A 17866-nucleotide genomic window follows, 5' to 3' on the forward strand; every position below is an offset into this window, starting at 1 on the left:
TCTGCGTGGTAACGCAGCCATGGACGCTCCGCGTCCACTGTGACGCGAAGCGTCACGGTATGCATTCCCACGCAGAGCGTGGGAACGATCACCGCGAGCAGCGCTTGCGTGGGAACTATCAGGGGTGAAGTGCTGGATCAGCGCTCGCTACGCAGCATTTCCTTCGGCACGTACTTGCCGATCTCGAACTTGCCGATCGCCGCACGGTGCACTTCGTCCGGGCCGTCGGCCAGGCGCAGGGTACGTTGCATGGCGTACATGTAGGCCAGCGGGAAATCGTTCGACACCCCGGCCCCGCCATGAATCTGGATCGCCCGGTCGATCACCCGCAACGCGACGTTCGGTGCCACAACCTTGATCTGCGCGATTTCACTCTTGGCGACCTTGTTGCCCACGGTGTCCATCATGTACGCCGCTTTCAGCGTCAGCAGGCGAGCCATGTCGATTTCCATGCGCGAGTCGGCGATCTTGTCGACGTTACCGCCCAGACGCGCCAGCGGTTTGCCGAACGCGGTGCGGCTCACCGAACGTTTGCACATCAGTTCCAGTGCCCGCTCGGCCATGCCGATCGAACGCATGCAGTGGTGAATCCGGCCCGGGCCAAGGCGACCCTGAGCGATTTCGAAGCCGCGTCCTTCACCGAGCAGGACGTTTTCGTAGGGCACCCGCACGTTATCGAACAGCACTTCGGCGTGACCGTGCGGGGCGTCGTCATAACCGAACACCGGCAGCGGACGAATGATCTTCACACCGGGGGTGTCGACCGGCACCAGAATCATCGAGTGTTGCGCATGACGCGGGGCGTCGGGATTGCTCAGGCCCATGAAAATCAGGATCTTGCAGCGCGGATCGCAGGCGCCGGAAGTCCACCATTTCTTGCCGTTGATCACCCATTCGTCACCCTCGCGCACGGCACGGGCGGCCATGTTGGTGGCATCGGAGGACGCGACGTCCGGTTCGGTCATGGCGAACGCCGAGCGGATCTCGCCCCGTAACAGCGGTTCGAGCCAGCGTTGTTTCTGTTCTTCGTTGGCATAACGCACCAGCACTTCCATGTTGCCGGTGTCCGGTGCCGAGCAGTTGAACGGCTCGGGGCCCAGCAGCGAACGGCCCATGATTTCCGCCAATGGCGCGTATTCAAGGTTGGTCAGGCCGGCGCCCAGCTCCGACTCGGGCAGAAACAGATTCCACAGCCCTTCGGCTTTTGCCTTGGCCTTGAGCTCTTCCATGATGGCGGTCGGCTGCCAGCGGTCGCCTTCGGCCACCTGGCGTTCGAACACGGCCTCGGCCGGATAAACGTAAGCGTCCATGAACGCGGTCACGCGCTCACGCAGTTCTTGCACTTTGGGCGAATAGGCGAAATCCATGGGCAGTTACCTTTCTGGGCAGCGGTTGTTCAGGTCATGCAATCGATGCTAGAACAGCGCCGATAATTTACCTAGCCTATTCTCGGCGTGTATAAACATTCATCACCGATATATGATTGGTTGATTTTCCTGGCCGCCCTCACCCGCGCCATCCACCCATAACAAGAGAGCCGCGTAATGAATCTGAGCAAGGTCGACCTCAACCTTTTCATCGTCTTCGACGCGATCTACACCGAAGCCAACCTGACCCGCGCCGGGCAGATCGTCGGCATCACCCAGCCGGCGGTGTCCAACGCATTGGCACGGTTGCGCGAAACCTTCAACGACCCGCTCTTCGTCCGCACGGCACAGGGCATGGTGCCGACACCCATGGCGCAGAACATCATCGGCCCGGTGCGCAATGCACTGTCGCTGCTGCGGGTATCGGTTCAGGAAAGCCGCATTTTCAATCCCTCGCAAGCGGTCAAGACCTACCGCATCAGCATGACCGACCTGACCGAAGCAGTGATTCTGCCGCCGCTGTTCCAGCGTCTGCGTCGTCTGGCGCCGACGGTGATCATCGAAAGCTTTCTGTCCAAGCGCCGGGAGACCACCAAGGAACTGGCCGCCGGGCGCCTCGATTTCGCCGTGGATGCGCCGCTCAACACCGACCCGCAGGTGCGCCACGTCAAGTTGATGGAAGACCGTTACGTCTGTGCGATGCGCAAGGGGCATCCACTGGCGACCAAGGACAAACTCACCCTCGACGATTACCTGTCGCTGACCCACATTCATATTTCCAGCCGTCGCAATGGCCTGGGCCATGTCGATCTGGCGCTCGGCAAAATGGGCATCCAGCGCAAGATCGCCCTGCGCTCGCAGCACTACCTGATGGCGTCCCAGGTGTTGCAGCAGACCGACATGGTGATGACCGTGCCGGAACGTTTCGCCCGACGCCATGACCTGCACGCGTTCAATCTGCCGGTCAACGATGTGCCGCCGGTGGAAACCCATTTGTACTGGCACGAAAGCACCGACCAGGACCCGGCCAACCGCTGGATGCGCGAGCAGATGATCGAGCTTTGCCAGCAGGTGACGGCCCATGAGAAGAAGCTCGACAAGCTGCAGGCGCCCGCCACTTGACGTAAACGTCAACCTGCAATTAGCTTAGCGCCAGGACCTTTTTTCGAGCGCTTTCATGAGCAGCCAGACCTACAGCATTTCCGACCTCGCCCGCGAGCTGGACATCACCACCCGGGCGATCCGTTTCTATGAAGAACAAGGCCTGCTCAGCCCTGAGCGCCGAGGCCAGGAACGCATCTATTCGCCACGCGACAAGGTCAGTCTGAAGCTGATCCTGCGGGGCAAGCGCATCGGTTTTTCCCTGGCCGAGTGCCGCGAGCTGATCGAGCTCTATGACCCCTCCAGCGGTAACACCAAACAACTCAACAGCATGCTGGCGAAAATCAGCGAGCGCCGGGCACAGCTTGAACAGCAATTGCTGGACATCGAACAGATGAAGCTGGAACTCGACACCGCCGAAGAACGCTGCGTGCAGGCGCTGGAGCAGACGCTCAAGAGTCAGCAATCGGTTCAGTGAACCAACACCAATCCCTTGTGGGAGCGAGCTTGCTCGCGATTGCGGTTAGACCGTCAGCATCATTTTTGAATGTCAGACCGCTATCGCGAGCAAGCTCGCTCCCACAGGGTTCGCCACGATTTCAAAAGAGCAGGTCAACGCCATGTCCCTCCCCTCCCAAGTACGCCTGATCGAAGTCGGCCCCCGTGACGGCCTGCAGAACGAAGCCCAGCCCATCAGTGTCGCCGACAAGGTGCAACTGGTTGACGCCTTGAGCGCGGCGGGCCTCGGCTACATAGAAGTCGGCAGTTTCGTCTCGCCCAAGTGGGTGCCGCAGATGGCCGGTTCCGCCGACGTGTTCGCGCAGATCCGGCGCAAACCCGGCGTGACCTACGGCGCACTGGCGCCGAACCTGCGCGGTTTTGAAGATGCGCTGGCGGCCGGGGTCAAGGAAGTGGCGGTGTTCGCGGCTGCATCCGAATCCTTTTCGCAGCGCAACATCAATTGCTCGATCAGCGAAAGCCTGGCGCGGTTCGCGCCGATCATGGAGGCCGCGAAACAACACGGCGTTACCGTGCGCGGTTACGTGTCCTGCGTGCTTGGCTGTCCTTATGAAGGCACGGTCGCGCCGGAACAGGTGGCCATGGTGGCCCGCGAGCTGTACGCGATGGGCTGCTACGAAGTTTCGCTCGGCGACACCATCGGCACCGGCACCGCGGGCGCCACCCGCCGTCTGTTCGAAGTAGTGTCGAAGCAGGTGCCGCGAGAGAAACTCGCCGGCCATTTTCACGACACCTACGGCCAGGCCATGGCCAACATCTACGCCAGCCTGCTGGAAGGCATCGCGGTGTTCGACAGCTCCATCGCCGGCCTCGGCGGTTGCCCGTATGCCAAGGGCGCCAGCGGTAACGTCGCCACCGAAGACGTGGTGTACCTGCTCAATGGCCTGGGTATCGAGACCGGTATCGACCTCGACGCCTTGATTGCCGCCGGCCAGCAGATCAGTGCCGTGCTGGGCCGCCCGAGCGGTTCGCGCGTGGCCAAGGCCCGTAGCGCGCAGTGAGGGGCACAGTGTTACCGCTTGGCGCGAAACGTGGGCACAGGCGAGTAACACGGAAACAAATTGTCTGGTTTTGCCTGACAGAAAAATCCCTCAAAAATCTCAAGCCGTTGATTTAAAAGGGTTTTAAAAAGTTGGCACGGCTTATGCTATTTCTATGGCATAACAAGAATAAAAAGCGGCAAACCAATAAAAACAAGACGAAACGACTCTGACATAACAAAAACAACACGGCAGAGACGCAGCTAACAGATTTTTTTGGAGAAGGTGTGCTTTTCAGGGTGTTCCTCGGAATGACCCGCAACCGGGCAGAGAACAATAAAACTACCTTCAGGTAGCTCCCGTATCGGTTGGATCGCCTTGGCGAAAAAGCAGATCAGCGCTCAAAAAAATACGTTTGCTCTTGACCCCGGATGGGGGTCGCCAAAAACAGCGGTAAAGGGCCACGGTTGCCAAAAACAACAACAGACCGACCCTCAATAATAAAAAGAGCACGCGACGACAAAATTAAAGGGGAGCTTCGGCTCCCCTTTGTGCTGTCCGGTCTTCTGAAATCCCGCAGGACACTGTGGGAGCAACGCCCCCACAGTTCTTTCCTCAACCCTCGTTACTGCGCAACTCCTCGACACTGATCTCACGCATCCGGAATTTCTGGATCTTGCCCGTCACCGTCATCGGAAATTCCTCGACGAATTTAAAGTAACGCGGCGTCTTGAAGTGGGCGATGCGCTCCTTGCACCACGCTTGCAGTTCCTGTTCGGTGGCGCTGTGGCCGGGATGGAATTTGATCCAGGCGACGATTTCCTCGCCGTAGCGCGAGCAGGGAATGCCGATCACCTGCACGTCCGCCACCGCTGGATGGGTGAAGAAGAACTCTTCCAGTTCACGCGGGTAAATGTTTTCGCCGCCACGGATGATCATGTCCTTGTTACGCCCGGCGATGCAGACGTAACCCTCGTCGTTCATGCTCGCCAGGTCGCCAGTGTGCATCCACCCCGCCGCATCGATGGCTTCGGCGGTGGCCTGCGGGTTGTTCCAGTAGCCGAGCATCACGCTGTAGCCACGGGTGCACAGCTCGCCGATGGTGCCGCGTGGCACCGGATTGCCGGCCTCGTCGATGATCTTGCTTTCCAGTTGCGGCTGGGTACGGCCGACGGTGGTGACGCGCAATTCCAGTTCATCCGATGGCCCGGTCTGCAGGGACACGGGGCTGGTTTCGGTCATGCCGTAGGCGATCTGCACTTCGCTCATGTGCATTTCGACGATGACCCGGCGCATCACCTCGATCGGGCAGGTGGCGCCGGCCATGATCCCGGTGCGTAGGTTCGACAGATCGAACCCAGCACGTTGCGGCTGATCGAGCATGGCGATGAACATGGTCGGCACGCCATACAACGCGGTCGCTTTTTCTTCGGCAACGGTGCTCAGGGTCAGCAGCGGGTCGAAGGCATCGTTGGGATAAATCATGGTGCTGCCGTGGGTGACGCAGCCAAGATTCCCCATGACCATGCCGAAGCAGTGATACAGCGGCACCGGGATCACCAGGCGATCAGAAGCGGACAGGCCGAGACTTTCGCCGACCATGTAACCGTTGTTGAGGATGTTGTAGTGACTGAGGGTCGCGCCCTTGGGGAAACCGGTGGTGCCGGAGGTGTACTGGATATTGACGGGCTGATCGAAGTGCAGGCTGTCGCTGCGTTCACGTAATTGCTCTGGAGAGACACTGGCGGCCAGATCTGCCAGTTGCGACCACGGGAGAAAACCCGACGGCGGCTGCGAATCAAGACTGATCAACCCGCGCAGCTCCGGCAAGCGCTCGCTGTGCAGTTCGCCGATGGAGTGCTCGGCCAGCTCCGGCAGCAGGCCTTGCAGCATGCCGTGGTAGTTCGAGGTCTTGAAGGCCCCCGCGCAGACCAGCCACTGGCAACCGGACTGCTTGAGCACGTACTCGAGTTCGGAACTGCGATAGGCCGGGTTGATGTTTACCAGGATCACGCCGATCTTCGCGGTGGCAAACTGTGTGATGCACCACTGCGCGCAGTTCGGCGCCCAGATGCCGAGCCGGTCGCCGGCCTGCAAACCCAACGCCAGCAAGGCTCTGGCGTGAACATCCACCGCATCGGCCAGTTGCCGCCAGGTGTAACGCAGCTGCTGATGGCGCACCACCAGCGCCTCGCCGTCCGGGTACTGCGCGACGGTCTTGTCGAACTTCTGCCCGATGGTCATCGCGAGCAAGGCTTTGCTCTGTGAACCACGGGTGTAGCTGCGCTGCGGGTTTGCACTGGGTTGATCCATGACGACCCCTATTGTCTTTATTAGTGGGTGTTGGACCGGAGCCATGCCAGCTCCGACCGTTCAGAACTGGCCCTACTCTCGCTCAAGTTGACGTTAACGTAAAGGGTGATTGACAGCCATTCGTCACAGGCTTACGTTAACGTAAAGGTGAGAGCTGATCCGCCGCTCTCTCCGCCCAACAAAAAAGCCAAAAGGTGACCCATGAGCTACCCATCCCTGAACTTTGCCCTCGGCGAAACCATCGACATGCTGCGCGATCAGGTTCAATCCTTCGTCGCCGATCAGATCGCCCCGCGTGCCGCGCAGATCGACAGCGACAACCTGTTCCCCGCTGATCTGTGGCGCAAGTTCGGTGACATGGGCCTGCTCGGCATCACCGTGCCGGAAGAGTACGGCGGCGCGGGTCTGGGTTACCTGGCCCACGTGGTGGCGATGGAAGAAATCAGCCGTGGCTCGGCTTCTGTGGCTTTGTCCTACGGCGCCCACTCCAACCTCTGCGTCAACCAGATCAACCGAAACGGCAATCACGAGCAGAAATCCAAATACCTACCGAAGCTGATCAGCGGCGAACACGTCGGTGCTCTGGCGATGAGCGAGCCGAACGCCGGTTCCGACGTGGTCTCGATGAAACTGCGCGCCGACAAACGCGGAGATCGCTTCGTACTCAACGGCAGCAAGACCTGGATCACCAACGGCCCCGACGCCAACACCTACGTGATCTACGCCAAGACCGACCTGGAAAAGGGCCCGCACGGCATCACCGCGTTCATTGTCGAGCGCGACTGGAAAGGCTTCAGCCGCAGCAACAAGTTCGACAAGCTCGGCATGCGCGGCTCCAACACCTGCGAGCTGTTTTTCGATGACGTCGAAGTGCCGGAAGAAAACATCCTTGGGGTGCTCAATGGCGGCGTGAAAGTGCTGATGAGTGGCCTCGATTACGAGCGCGTCGTGCTGTCCGGTGGCCCGACCGGGATCATGCAGGCCTGCATGGATCTGATCGTGCCGTATATCCACGACCGCAAACAGTTCGGCCAGAGCATCGGCGAGTTCCAGCTGATCCAGGGCAAGGTCGCCGACATGTACACCCAGCTCAATGCCAGTCGCGCCTACCTCTACGCCGTGGCCCAGGCCTGCGAGCGCAATGAAACCACCCGCAAGGACGCCGCCGGCGTAATCCTCTACACCGCCGAACGCGCCACGCAAATGGCCCTGGACGCGATCCAGATTCTCGGCGGCAACGGCTACATCAACGAATTCCCGGCCGGTCGTCTGCTGCGTGACGCCAAGCTGTACGAAATCGGTGCCGGCACCAGTGAGATCCGTCGCATGCTGATCGGTCGCGAACTGTTCAACGAAACCCGCTAAACGGAGCTGTCCATGGCTATCCTGCATACCCAGCTCAACCCTCGCTCAGCGGAGTTCGCCGCCAACAGCGCGGCGATGCTTCAACAAGTCGATGCCCTGCACACCCTGCTGGCCCAGGTAGCCCAGGGCGGCGGTGCGAAAGCGCAGGAGCGTCACACCTCGCGCGGCAAGCTGCTGCCACGCGAACGCATCAACCGCTTGCTCGATCCGGGCTCGCCGTTTCTGGAGATCAGCCAGTTGGCCGCCCACGCCGTTTACGGTGAAGACGTGCCGGCTGCCGGCGTGATTGCAGGAATCGGCCGCGTGGAAGGCGTCGAGTGCATGATCGTCGCCAACGACGCAACGGTGAAAGGTGGCTCGTACTATCCGCTGACCGTGAAGAAACACCTGCGCGCCCAGACCATCGCCCAGCAGAACCGCCTGCCGTGCATCTATCTGGTGGACTCTGGCGGCGCCAACCTGCCGCGTCAGGATGAAGTATTCCCGGATCGCGAGCATTTCGGGCGGATCTTCTTCAACCAGGCCAACATGAGCGCCATGGGCATTCCGCAGATTGCCGTGGTCATGGGCTCCTGCACCGCTGGCGGTGCCTACGTGCCGGCGATGGCTGACGAAGCGATCATGGTGCGCAATCAGGCGACTATTTTCCTCGCCGGCCCACCCTTGGTGAAAGCCGCGACCGGTGAAGTGGTCAGCGCTGAAGACCTCGGCGGGGCCGATGTGCATTGCAAGACGTCCGGGGTCGCGGACCATTACGCCGAAAGCGATGAGCACGCCCTCGCCCTCGCCCGGCGCAGCGTCGCCAACCTCAACTGGCGCAAGCTCGGCGAAGTGCAGCAGCGCACACCGATTGCGCCGCTGTACGCCAGCGACGAGTTGTACGGCGTGGTATCAGCGGACGCCAAACAACCGTTCGACGTGCGTGAAGTGATTGCGCGGCTGGTCGACGGTTCGGTGTTCGATGAATTCAAAGCCTTGTTCGGTGCCACGCTGGTGTGCGGTTTCGCTCACCTGCACGGCTATCCGATTGCGATCCTCGCCAACAACGGCATCCTGTTCGCCGAAGCCGCGCAAAAAGGCGCGCACTTTATCGAGCTGGCGTGTCAGCGCGGTATCCCGTTGCTGTTCCTGCAGAACATCACAGGCTTCATGGTTGGCCAGAAATACGAGGCCGGCGGCATCGCCAAGCACGGCGCGAAACTGGTGACCGCCGTGGCCTGCGCCAAGGTGCCGAAATTCACCGTGATCATCGGCGGCAGCTTCGGCGCCGGTAACTACGGCATGTGCGGGCGGGCCTACGATCCGCGTTTCCTGTGGATGTGGCCGAACGCGCGGATCGGCGTGATGGGCGCCGAGCAGGCGGCCGGCGTACTCGTTCAGGTCAAGCGCGAACAGGCTGAACGCGGCGGCCAAACCTTCAGTGCGGAACAGGAAGCCGAGATCAAGCAACCGATTCTCGACCAGTACGAAGAGCAGGGTCACCCCTATTACTCCAGCGCACGACTGTGGGACGACGGCGTCATCGACCCGGCGCAGACCCGCGATGTGCTGGCTCTGGCCCTGTCCGCGTCGTTGAACGCGCCTATCGAACCGAGCCGCTTCGGCGTGTTCCGGATGTGATCGGGAGAACCTCATGAGCGACTTCAACACCCTCCAATTGCAAAGCGATCCACGGGGCTTCGCGACCCTGTGGCTGAACCGCGAAGAAAAGAACAACGCGTTCAACGCCGAGATGATCCGCGAACTGATTCTGGCTTTGGACAAGGTTGCCAGCGACGCCAGCCTGCGCTTTCTGCTGGTGCGCGGGCGCGGCAAACACTTCAGCGCCGGTGCGGATCTGGCCTGGATGCAGCAATCGGCCGAACTCGATTACCACACCAACCTCGATGACGCCCGGGAACTGGCGGAGCTGATGTACAACCTCGCCAAACTGAAAATCCCGACCGTGGCCGTGGTGCAAGGCGCGGCGTTCGGCGGCGCGCTGGGTCTGATCAGTTGCTGCGACATGGCCATAGGTGCCGATGACGCCCAGTTCTGCCTGTCGGAAGTGCGCATCGGTCTGGCGCCAGCGGTGATCAGTCCGTTTGTGGTGCAAGCCATCGGCGAACGTGCGACTCGACGTTATGCGCTGACGGCTGAACGCTTTGACGGCCGACGTGCGCGAGAAATCGGCTTGTTGTCCGAGAGTTATCCGGCGGCCGAACTTGAGCAGAAAGTCGAACAATGGATCGACAATCTGCTGCTCAACAGCCCTGCCGCCATGCGCGCCAGCAAGGATCTGCTGCGTGAAGTCGGCAACGGCGCGCTGACCCCGGCCCTGCGCCGCTACACCGAAAACGCCATCGCCCGCATCCGCGTCAGCCCCGAAGGGCAGGAAGGTTTGCGGGCCTTTTTGCACAAACGCCCACCGAGCTGGCAAGCCACAACCACCACCAAGGAGCCGCATTGATGAGCGCACCTGTTCTCACCACCCTGCTGGTGGCCAACCGTGGCGAAATCGCTTGCAGGGTCATGCGCACCGCCAAGGCCCTGGGCCTGACCACCGTTGCCGTGCACAGTGCCATCGACCGCGATGCACGGCACAGTCGTGAAGCGGATATTCGCGTCGATCTGGGCGGCAGCAAAGCGGCTGACAGTTATCTGCAGATCGACAAACTGATCGCAGCGGCCAAGGCCAGTGGCGCTCAGGCGATTCATCCGGGTTATGGTTTTCTTTCGGAGAATGCCGGTTTTGCCCGCGCCATCGAAGCGGCCGGCCTGATCTTCCTCGGCCCTCCCGCTTCGGCCATCGATGCGATGGGCAGCAAGTCCGCCGCCAAGGCGCTGATGGAAACGGCTGGCGTGCCACTGGTGCCGGGCTATCACGGCGAGGCGCAAGATCTGGATACCTTCCGCGATGCCTGCGAACGAATTGGCTATCCGGTGCTACTCAAGGCCACTGCCGGTGGTGGCGGTAAAGGCATGAAGGTTGTTGAAGATGTCAGCCAACTGGCAGAGGCCCTGGCATCGGCCCAGCGTGAAGCACAGTCGTCGTTCGGCGATTCGCGGATGCTGGTGGAGAAATACCTGCTTAAACCACGCCATGTGGAAATCCAGGTGTTCGCCGATCAGCACGGCAATTGCCTGTACCTGAACGAGCGTGACTGCTCGATTCAGCGTCGGCACCAGAAGGTCGTTGAAGAGGCGCCGGCGCCAGGGCTCAGCCCCGAGCTGCGGCGGGCGATGGGCGAAGCGGCCGTGCGTTCGGCGCAGGCCATCGGTTATGTCGGCGCCGGTACGGTGGAGTTCTTGCTGGATGCTCGCGGCGAATTCTTCTTCATGGAGATGAACACGCGGCTACAGGTTGAACACCCGGTCACCGAAGCCATCACCGGTCTTGATCTGGTGGCTTGGCAGATTCGCGTCGCCCGTGGTGAAGCGCTGCCGATCACTCAGGAACAGGTACCGCTGAACGGGCATGCGATTGAGGTTCGGTTGTATGCCGAGGATCCGTCGAATGACTTCCTGCCGGCCACCGGGCGTCTGGATCTGTATCGAGAATCCGCCGCCGGGCCGGGGCGCCGCGTGGACAGTGGCGTCGAGGAAGGCGACGAGATTTCGCCGTTCTATGACCCGATGCTTGGCAAGCTGATCGCCTGGGGCGAGGATCGTGAGCAGGCGCGTTTGCGGCTTTTGAGCATGCTCGATGAATTCGCGATTGGCGGGCTGAAGACCAACATCAATTTCCTGCGGCGAATCATCGGTCATCCCGCGTTCGCGGCGGCGGAGCTGGATACCGGGTTCATTCCGCGTTATCAGGAGCAGTTGCTGCCCGCGCCTGCTGCGCTGGGCGATGACTTCTGGGACGCGGCGGCACAGGCTTTTGCGCAGAGCTTGCCGGGCACGACCCGGGCGGATGACCCGGCTTCGCCTTGGGCACTGCACAGCGGTTTGCGTACAGGTCTGCCACGGGAAATCACTTTGCACTTGAGTTGCGAGGGACAGGATCGGGCGCTGACTTTCGGTGCTGGCGGCAGCGCAAAATTGCTCGGCGAGCAACTGGTGATCGAGCAAGATGGTTTGCGTCGTCAATATCGTGCGATTCGTCGAGGTGACGCGCTGTACCTGCAATGGGACGGCGAGTTGCGACGCGTTGAAACCTATGACCCTATCAGCGCGGTCGAAGCCAGCCACAGTCATCAGGGCGGCCTGACTGCGCCCATGAACGGCAGCATCGTGCGCGTGCTGGTGGAGCCCGGGCAAGCGGTTGAAGCCGGCACTCAACTGGTGGTTCTGGAAGCGATGAAGATGGAGCACAGCATCCGCGCACCCCATGCCGGCGTGATCAAGGCGCTGTATTGCCAGGAAGGGGAAATGGTCAGTGAAGGCAGCGCACTGGTCGAGTTGGAAGACGCTTGAAAAAGTGGATCGATCCTGCGCAAAGCGAGGATCGATCTGACTAGTATTTGGCCGTTGCCTGAACCACGACGCCGATTATTCGACACTCGTCGGTAAACAAGGCTCTCGGCCACGTCGGATTGAGCGGCACCAGGTAGCGCTGGCCGCCCTCTTCGATCAGTTTGCGGAAAATCGCCTCATCACTGTCCGGCCATTGGACGATCACCAGTTTTCCGGGCTCCGCCTCCAGCGCAGGGTCCACCAGAATCAGCATGCCCTCCCCAATGCTCTGCCCGGTGGGTGCCGTCATGGCGTTGCCCGCCACCGTGAGCCAGAAGGCCGGACCACGGGCGTGATAATCCGTCAGTTCGAAACGTCGCTTGTCCTTGCCGCTCGAATAGGCCGGTTGGGCTTCACGGGCCTCGATCGGGGTTTTCCAGTCGCTGACCGGATAGCGAAAGTAAGGGTTGTATTTCTGGGCCAGCGGCATTTCGTCGTCCTTGTCGACTTGCGGTTCGCGGATGACCAACGCGACTTCCAGATACTCCATGCCCAGCGCTTTAAGCACGCGGTTCATCTGCGTGACATCGGGCTCACGGCGTTTGTTCAGCCAATGGCCGATTCCACCCTGAGACATGCCGACACGTTCGCCGAGCTCGACTTGAGTGACGTTGAGTTCACTCATTTTGGCCTTGACCAACTCAATCCATTTATCCATGTGCGGCACCATACGTCCCCGCCTTCGGCCGGCAAAACACATATTGTAGTATTTAAATTATGGTGACAAATACCACAGGTACTATTCTTGGGACACGGATTTGAATCGACCAAGGAGTGACCTTTCACCATGAATATCACCAGCAACGACCTGCCTGACCTGCAGATGGACACCACTTTCAAGTCACCACAAGGCTGTGCTGCGGCGCAGCGGGCACTGGACTATTACTTGAAACCAACTGTTTCGGAGCCGGATGTGGAAGAACGTTTTTTCGGTGTGAACAGCAACCTGAGCGGCGAAGAATCACTGGTCCACGCCTCCGATCTGTTGCGATGCGCAGCGGCCACTGCATTCAAGGCTGCGGACGGCCTGCAGGGCGTCAGTCGGGATCTGGCATTTTCAGTCGTGCACATGGTGGACATGGCACGGGCGATGGTCGATCACTCGCTCGATGGCGGTGTTCGTTAATGCGGGTGTGCGGGCGGAGGAAAGAATTTTCCAATCGCGCAGATAAAAACGTTTGACTTGCAAATGATAATGATTACTATTGCAAGCAACTGGTCGCGAGATCAGTCGATGGACCAGAGACCTCAGGTCGGTCTTCTGGACTATCTCCTCATCAGGCTAATCACGGTTTTTGACCCGGCTTTTTGCCGGGTCTTTTTTTTGCCAGTTTTCTGGCTTATGGCTTCAGGCTAATGAAGTCTTTGGATGCTGCAAATTCGATGGCGCGGATGATATCAAAAGCACATCGTCTGGCAAGGGAACCCCGGCAGTATTGAGGGAAAGTAATGCCAATCAGCACTTGAGAATCAATCGCACAGCTACTAAGCTGCACCCGCGTCATGGAAGACGCCCCCCCGCCACACCCCGCAATTTCACTCGGTTTCACCCTTGTCTTGCGTGTAAAGTAGCCGCCATAAAAATCATATTCAGGAACCGATTATGACCGTGGCCAAATCTTCGTTCGACATCAGCGCCAACTTCGACAGCGGCAACATCCAAGTCATCGATATCAGCAATCCGCTCAACCCGGTTCTGGCAATTCGGCCAGATACCCGCAGCGCTCATTTCCAGTGGTTCCACTTCAAGGCCAGCGGCCTGCATGTTCATCAGGAACACTGGTTTCGCCTGGTCAATGCCAGCCAGTCCTCCTACAACAAAGCCTGGACGGGCTATCAGGCCGTCGCGTCCTACGATCACGTCAACTGGTTCCGTATTCCGACCCAATTCGAAGGCGACAGCCTGCGTTTCTGCCTTGAGGCCGAACAGACTCACGCCTGGTTCGCCTACTTCGAGCCGTACAGCCGCGGCCGTCACGACTGGTTGATCGAGCAAGCGTTGACCAAGGCCGGCTGTGAACTGCTGGCCACAGGCAAGAGCGTCGAGGGCCGCGACATTCAGCTGTTGCGCAAGGGCACCGGCGCCGAAGGCCGACGCAAGATCTGGATCATCGCCCAGCAACATCCCGGCGAACACATGGCCGAGTGGTTCATGGAAGGCGTGATCGAACGTCTGGAACATCACAACGACCCAGAGCTGAACAAACTGCTGGAAAGTGCCGACCTGTATCTGGTGCCGAACATGAACCCGGACGGTGCCTTCCACGGCCACCTGCGCACCAACGCCATGGGCCAGGACCTGAACCGCGCCTGGCAGAACGCCTCTCAGGAAGTCAGCCCGGAAGTCCTGTTCGTACAACAGCAGATGGAAAAATACGGCGTCGATCTGTTCCTCGACGTACACGGCGACGAAGAAATCCCTCATGTGTTCACCGCCGGTTGCGAAGGCAATCCTGGCTACACTTCGCGAATCGAGAAACTCGAAGAGCACTTCCGCAGCCACCTGAAACACACCACCAAAGACTTCCAGACCAGGTACGGCTACACCCGCGATGAACCGGGTCAGGCCAACATGACCCTGGCTTGCAACAGCGTTGGCCAGAAATTCGACTGCCTGTCGTTGACCCTGGAAATGCCGTTCAAGGATCACGATGACGCGCCGAACCCGCTCACCGGCTGGTCAGGCAAACGCTCGAAGCAATTGGGCAAGGACGTGCTGACCACCATCGCCAACATGGTCGACACTCTGCGCTGATCCTCACCTGTTCTGTGTCATATGAAAGATCGCAGCTGTGTCTGCGATCTTTTTTTTGCGCTGCACACCGACCCAATCAGGTTGCAAAACAAAACCAGATTATCTACCGTCATTCCAGTTTCCAATTGAAACCAGAAAAGGAATCAGGACATGATCGCGCAAAAACTTGGCAGTGGCGTCGTACTGCTGTTCGCCATTGCCTGCGGCCTGGCCGTGGCCAACGTGTATTACGCGCAACCGCTGCTGGACGCCATGGCCGACGCCTTCAACCTGTCGCCCGCGAGCATCGGCATCGTCATCACGCTGACCCAGGTCGGCTATGGTGTAGGGTTGTTATTGCTCGTGCCGCTCGGCGATCTGCTGAACCGTCGCCGCTTGATCGTCACGCAAACCCTGTTATCCGTCGCCGCATTGCTGATGATCGCCCTGGCCGGCAACGGCACCTGGCTGCTGATCGGCATGACCCTGACCGGTCTGCTCGCCGTCGTCACTCAAGTGCTGGTGGCCTATGCCGCAACACTGGCCATCCCGGCACAACGCGGACACGTCGTCGGCGTGATCACCAGCGGCATCGTGGTCGGCATTCTGCTGGCACGCACCGTGGCCGGCGGGATGGCGGATCTGGCCGGCTGGCGGGCGATTTATCTGCTGTCGGCGGGACTGACGCTGGTCATGGCCCTGCTGCTGTTTCGCGTGCTGCCCAAGGATGAGAGCCAGCAACCGGCGACGTCCTACGCAGCCTTGATGACTTCGGTGTTCAGCCTGTTTCGTGAGGAGCCAGTGCTGCGGCAACGAGCGATACTGGCCTTGCTGACCTTTGCCAGCGCCATGGTGCTATGGACGCCAATGGTGTTGCCGCTCGCCGCCCCACCGCTGTCGCTTTCCCACAGTGAAATAGGACTTTTCGGGCTGGCCGGTGCGGCCGGTGCACTTGCGGCTGCAAGAGCCGGACATCTGGCGGATCGAGGTCTGGGGCAATGGGTCAGCGGCTTTTCGTTGCTGCTCATGCTCGGTTCATGGCTGCCGATTGCGTTTACCCAATCGTCATTGTGGGCGCTGTTGCTCGGGGTGATCACTCTGGATCTGGGCTTGCAGGCTGTGCACGTCACCAGCCAGAGCATGATCTACAGCGTTCGCCCGCAGGCACAGAGCCGACTGACTGCCGGCTACATGCTGTTTTATTCGGTCGGCAGCGCCGTCGGTTCAATCGCTTCGACGGCCATGTATGCCTGGGCAGGATGGCCCGGTGTCTGCTGGCTCGGCGCCGGGATCAACATCGTCGCGTTGCTTTACTGGTGGCGAACGCTCGCACCGCAAAAACGTGGCGAGCAGATCTGCTCACTCGCCACGCCGCAATAGTGCGCGGAATCAGTCGCGACGCCGTCCCCGCAGCATGCTGTCGAGCACCTCGTCGCGGCGCACCCAACCATGGAACAGCGCCGCCGCCAGGTGCAGCAACACGGTCAGAAACAGCAGATAGGCCAGATAACCGTGCGCCTTGCGCAATAGCGCAAACACCTGGGCATCCGCCGGCAGAAGCGATGGCAATTGCAGCGAACGGCCGAGCATCACCGGATCTCCCGCCGCACTGATCATCGCCCAGCCCAGCAACGGCAGCACCAGCATCAGCCCATACAGCAACAGATGCGAAGCCTTGGCTGCCGTCACCTGCCAGCCCGGCAAGTCCTCCGGCAGCGGTGGCTGGCGAGTCCCCAGCCGGACAAGGATGCGCACAATCACCAGCAACAGAATCGCGATGCCCAATGGCTTGTGCAGGTTGATCAGCCACTCATGCCGAGCCGACACCGAAGTCACCATGCCGGCACCTATGAACAACATGGCGATGATCATCAGCGCCATCAGCCAGTGCAGCAGCCTCGCCAGCGGATTGAAATGCGTCGGTGGCGTTCTCATGGGCGAGCCTCCTGTTTGCTGCCGGGCAATTGGCTGACTTCGCTGGTGCGACGCAGGTAGGAATCGGCATAACCGGCCGAGCGAGCGGCGAGCAACGGGTCGTCGGACCCTTCTATCCCGGCGGGCAGGACCAAGGGGTCATAGTTGATGTCGCGGCATTCGCCGCTCAGTTGCGGCTGAGTCTTTTCCAGTACCAGGGTGCCGGCATTCAGCACTTTGCGCCCGGCGGGCCAGGTCTTGCTCGCGTCGTTGACCGGATCGTCAGCGTTGGCCAACGTGATGTTCAACTGAAAGCGCAGCGGCCCTTCGGCCAGACGTTGCACCAGGTCCTTTTCGAGAAAATCGCTACCTTCCGGGGCCGCAGCACCTGCTGCATCCTGGGCCAGGGGCATCATGCTCCAGCGTACGGCCTGCTTTTTGCCGCTCGCGTCGACCAGATAGAACGCATTGACGCTGTTATAGGTTTCCGTGACATAGCTGGCCGAAGGCTTGGCGGTCTTGACCCAAGTCAGAAACGGCACGGCCTCCGGATGCGCGGCAAAAAATGCCGGGACTTTGGCGGGATCGGGTTTGCCGGTCGCCGGATCCGGCGCTTGCGCCTGCTGCAACTGATAGAACGCTTCCGGCGTTCCGACCGGAAACACCGGCATGCTGTTCATCCCGGTACGCCACTGCTGGCCGTTGGCCTGGGTGAAGCGCAGCGCCAGACTGCGAATCGGTACGGCGCTGTCCGGCGCATAGGGATTACCCGCCGGCAGCGCGAATCGCCCGACAACCGGCGTACGTGGCTCATTGAACACTTGCGCGACAGAGTAAGGACGCACCTCGCCACTGCTTTCGAAGTGGCCGATGACGCAAACACCCTTGGCGTGATTGCGACGAAACCCTGGATGCACGCCGTTGTTTTTCTCCAGCACATCGACCAACGCCTTGGGCGTCAGTCGTTGTGGGTCCAGGTTGCCGTGAACGTAGGCAAACGCCCCGGCCACTGCCGCGACCACCACGGCAATTGCGCCAAGACGCAACACCAGGCTCGCGGCACTCAATGGCGGACGTTGTACCCCGCCGGGCGGTGAGCTGCGATCAACCATGAAAGACTCCAGGGCCAATGGCCA

The 17866-nt window shown here is 60.4% G+C and carries 15 protein-coding genes; 10 read left to right on the top strand and 5 right to left on the bottom strand.

The window, feature by feature from the left end:
• Nucleotides 1-137: 137 nt before the first annotated feature.
• Nucleotides 138-1367: an acyl-CoA dehydrogenase gene (locus BBF94_RS25465; RefSeq protein ID WP_065261692.1), complete on the bottom strand. Its 1230-nt coding sequence runs from the start codon at nt 1365-1367 to the stop codon at nt 138-140.
• Between the two features lie 177 nt (nt 1368-1544).
• Between BBF94_RS25465 and BBF94_RS25470 the strand changes: the two genes are divergently transcribed.
• From BBF94_RS25470 to BBF94_RS25480, 3 genes are all read left to right on the top strand, one after another.
• A complete protein-coding gene (locus tag BBF94_RS25470; protein ID WP_065261693.1) occupies nt 1545-2489 on the top strand; it encodes a LysR family transcriptional regulator in 945 nt (314 codons plus the stop codon).
• Between the two features lie 55 nt (nt 2490-2544).
• A complete protein-coding gene (locus BBF94_RS25475; protein WP_011334998.1) occupies nt 2545-2946 on the top strand; it encodes a MerR family transcriptional regulator in 402 nt (133 codons plus the stop codon).
• A 142-nt stretch (nt 2947-3088) separates the two neighbouring features.
• The gene (locus tag BBF94_RS25480; protein WP_065261694.1) at nt 3089-3988 is read left to right on the top strand and encodes a hydroxymethylglutaryl-CoA lyase; all 900 of its coding nucleotides are present in this window, start codon (nt 3089-3091) and stop codon (nt 3986-3988) included.
• Between the two features lie 594 nt (nt 3989-4582).
• Here BBF94_RS25480 and BBF94_RS25485 read toward each other — a convergent pair.
• Complete coding sequence (locus tag BBF94_RS25485; RefSeq protein WP_065261695.1) at nt 4583-6280, bottom strand: AMP-binding protein; 1698 nt, start codon at nt 6278-6280, stop codon at nt 4583-4585.
• Between the two features lie 201 nt (nt 6281-6481).
• Here BBF94_RS25485 and BBF94_RS25490 point away from each other — a divergent pair, with 201 nt between their 5' ends.
• The 4 genes from BBF94_RS25490 to BBF94_RS25505 are packed head-to-tail and all read left to right on the top strand — an operon-like array spanning nt 6482 to nt 12043.
• The gene (locus tag BBF94_RS25490; protein WP_065261696.1) at nt 6482-7645 is read left to right on the top strand and encodes an isovaleryl-CoA dehydrogenase; all 1164 of its coding nucleotides are present in this window, start codon (nt 6482-6484) and stop codon (nt 7643-7645) included.
• A gap of 12 nt (nt 7646-7657) precedes the next feature.
• Complete coding sequence (locus BBF94_RS25495; RefSeq protein ID WP_065261697.1) at nt 7658-9265, top strand: carboxyl transferase domain-containing protein; 1608 nt, start codon at nt 7658-7660, stop codon at nt 9263-9265.
• A gap of 13 nt (nt 9266-9278) precedes the next feature.
• A complete protein-coding gene (locus tag BBF94_RS25500) occupies nt 9279-10094 on the top strand; it encodes a gamma-carboxygeranoyl-CoA hydratase (RefSeq protein WP_065261698.1) in 816 nt (271 codons plus the stop codon).
• Nucleotides 10094-12043 (top strand): acetyl/propionyl/methylcrotonyl-CoA carboxylase subunit alpha, encoded by a 1950-nt coding sequence (locus BBF94_RS25505; protein ID WP_065261699.1) that lies wholly within the window; start codon nt 10094-10096, stop codon nt 12041-12043. The genes BBF94_RS25500 and BBF94_RS25505 overlap by 1 nt, the downstream gene beginning before the upstream one ends.
• Nucleotides 12044-12083: 40 nt before the next feature.
• Here BBF94_RS25505 and BBF94_RS25510 read toward each other — a convergent pair whose 3' ends face one another.
• Nucleotides 12084-12740, bottom strand: coding sequence for a LexA family protein (locus tag BBF94_RS25510; protein ID WP_065261738.1), 657 nt, complete (start codon nt 12738-12740; stop codon nt 12084-12086).
• Between the two features lie 129 nt (nt 12741-12869).
• Here BBF94_RS25510 and BBF94_RS25515 point away from each other — a divergent pair, with 129 nt between their 5' ends.
• The 3 genes from BBF94_RS25515 (at nt 12870) to BBF94_RS25525 (ending at nt 16196) form a co-directional block, all read left to right on the top strand.
• Entirely contained in the window at nt 12870-13208 is a 339-nt protein-coding gene (locus tag BBF94_RS25515; protein ID WP_065261700.1) for a DUF6124 family protein, read from the top strand.
• Between the two features lie 477 nt (nt 13209-13685).
• A complete protein-coding gene (locus BBF94_RS25520) occupies nt 13686-14837 on the top strand; it encodes a M14 family metallopeptidase (protein WP_065261701.1) in 1152 nt (383 codons plus the stop codon).
• A gap of 150 nt (nt 14838-14987) precedes the next feature.
• Entirely contained in the window at nt 14988-16196 is a 1209-nt protein-coding gene (locus BBF94_RS25525) for an MFS transporter (RefSeq protein WP_065261702.1), read from the top strand.
• Between the two features lie 9 nt (nt 16197-16205).
• Here BBF94_RS25525 and BBF94_RS25530 read toward each other — a convergent pair whose 3' ends face one another.
• Both BBF94_RS25530 and BBF94_RS25535 read right to left on the bottom strand, forming a co-directional pair.
• On the bottom strand, nt 16206-16751 hold the full coding sequence (locus tag BBF94_RS25530) for a cytochrome b (protein WP_065261703.1): 546 nt from the start codon (nt 16749-16751) through the stop codon (nt 16206-16208).
• Entirely contained in the window at nt 16748-17842 is a 1095-nt protein-coding gene (locus BBF94_RS25535; protein WP_065261704.1) for a catalase family peroxidase, read from the bottom strand. The genes BBF94_RS25530 and BBF94_RS25535 overlap by 4 nt, the downstream gene beginning before the upstream one ends.
• Nucleotides 17843-17866 lie beyond the last annotated feature (24 nt).

The sequence above is a fragment of the Pseudomonas bananamidigenes genome (genome assembly GCF_001679645.1).
GTDB lineage: Bacteria > Pseudomonadota > Gammaproteobacteria > Pseudomonadales > Pseudomonadaceae > Aquipseudomonas > Aquipseudomonas bananamidigenes.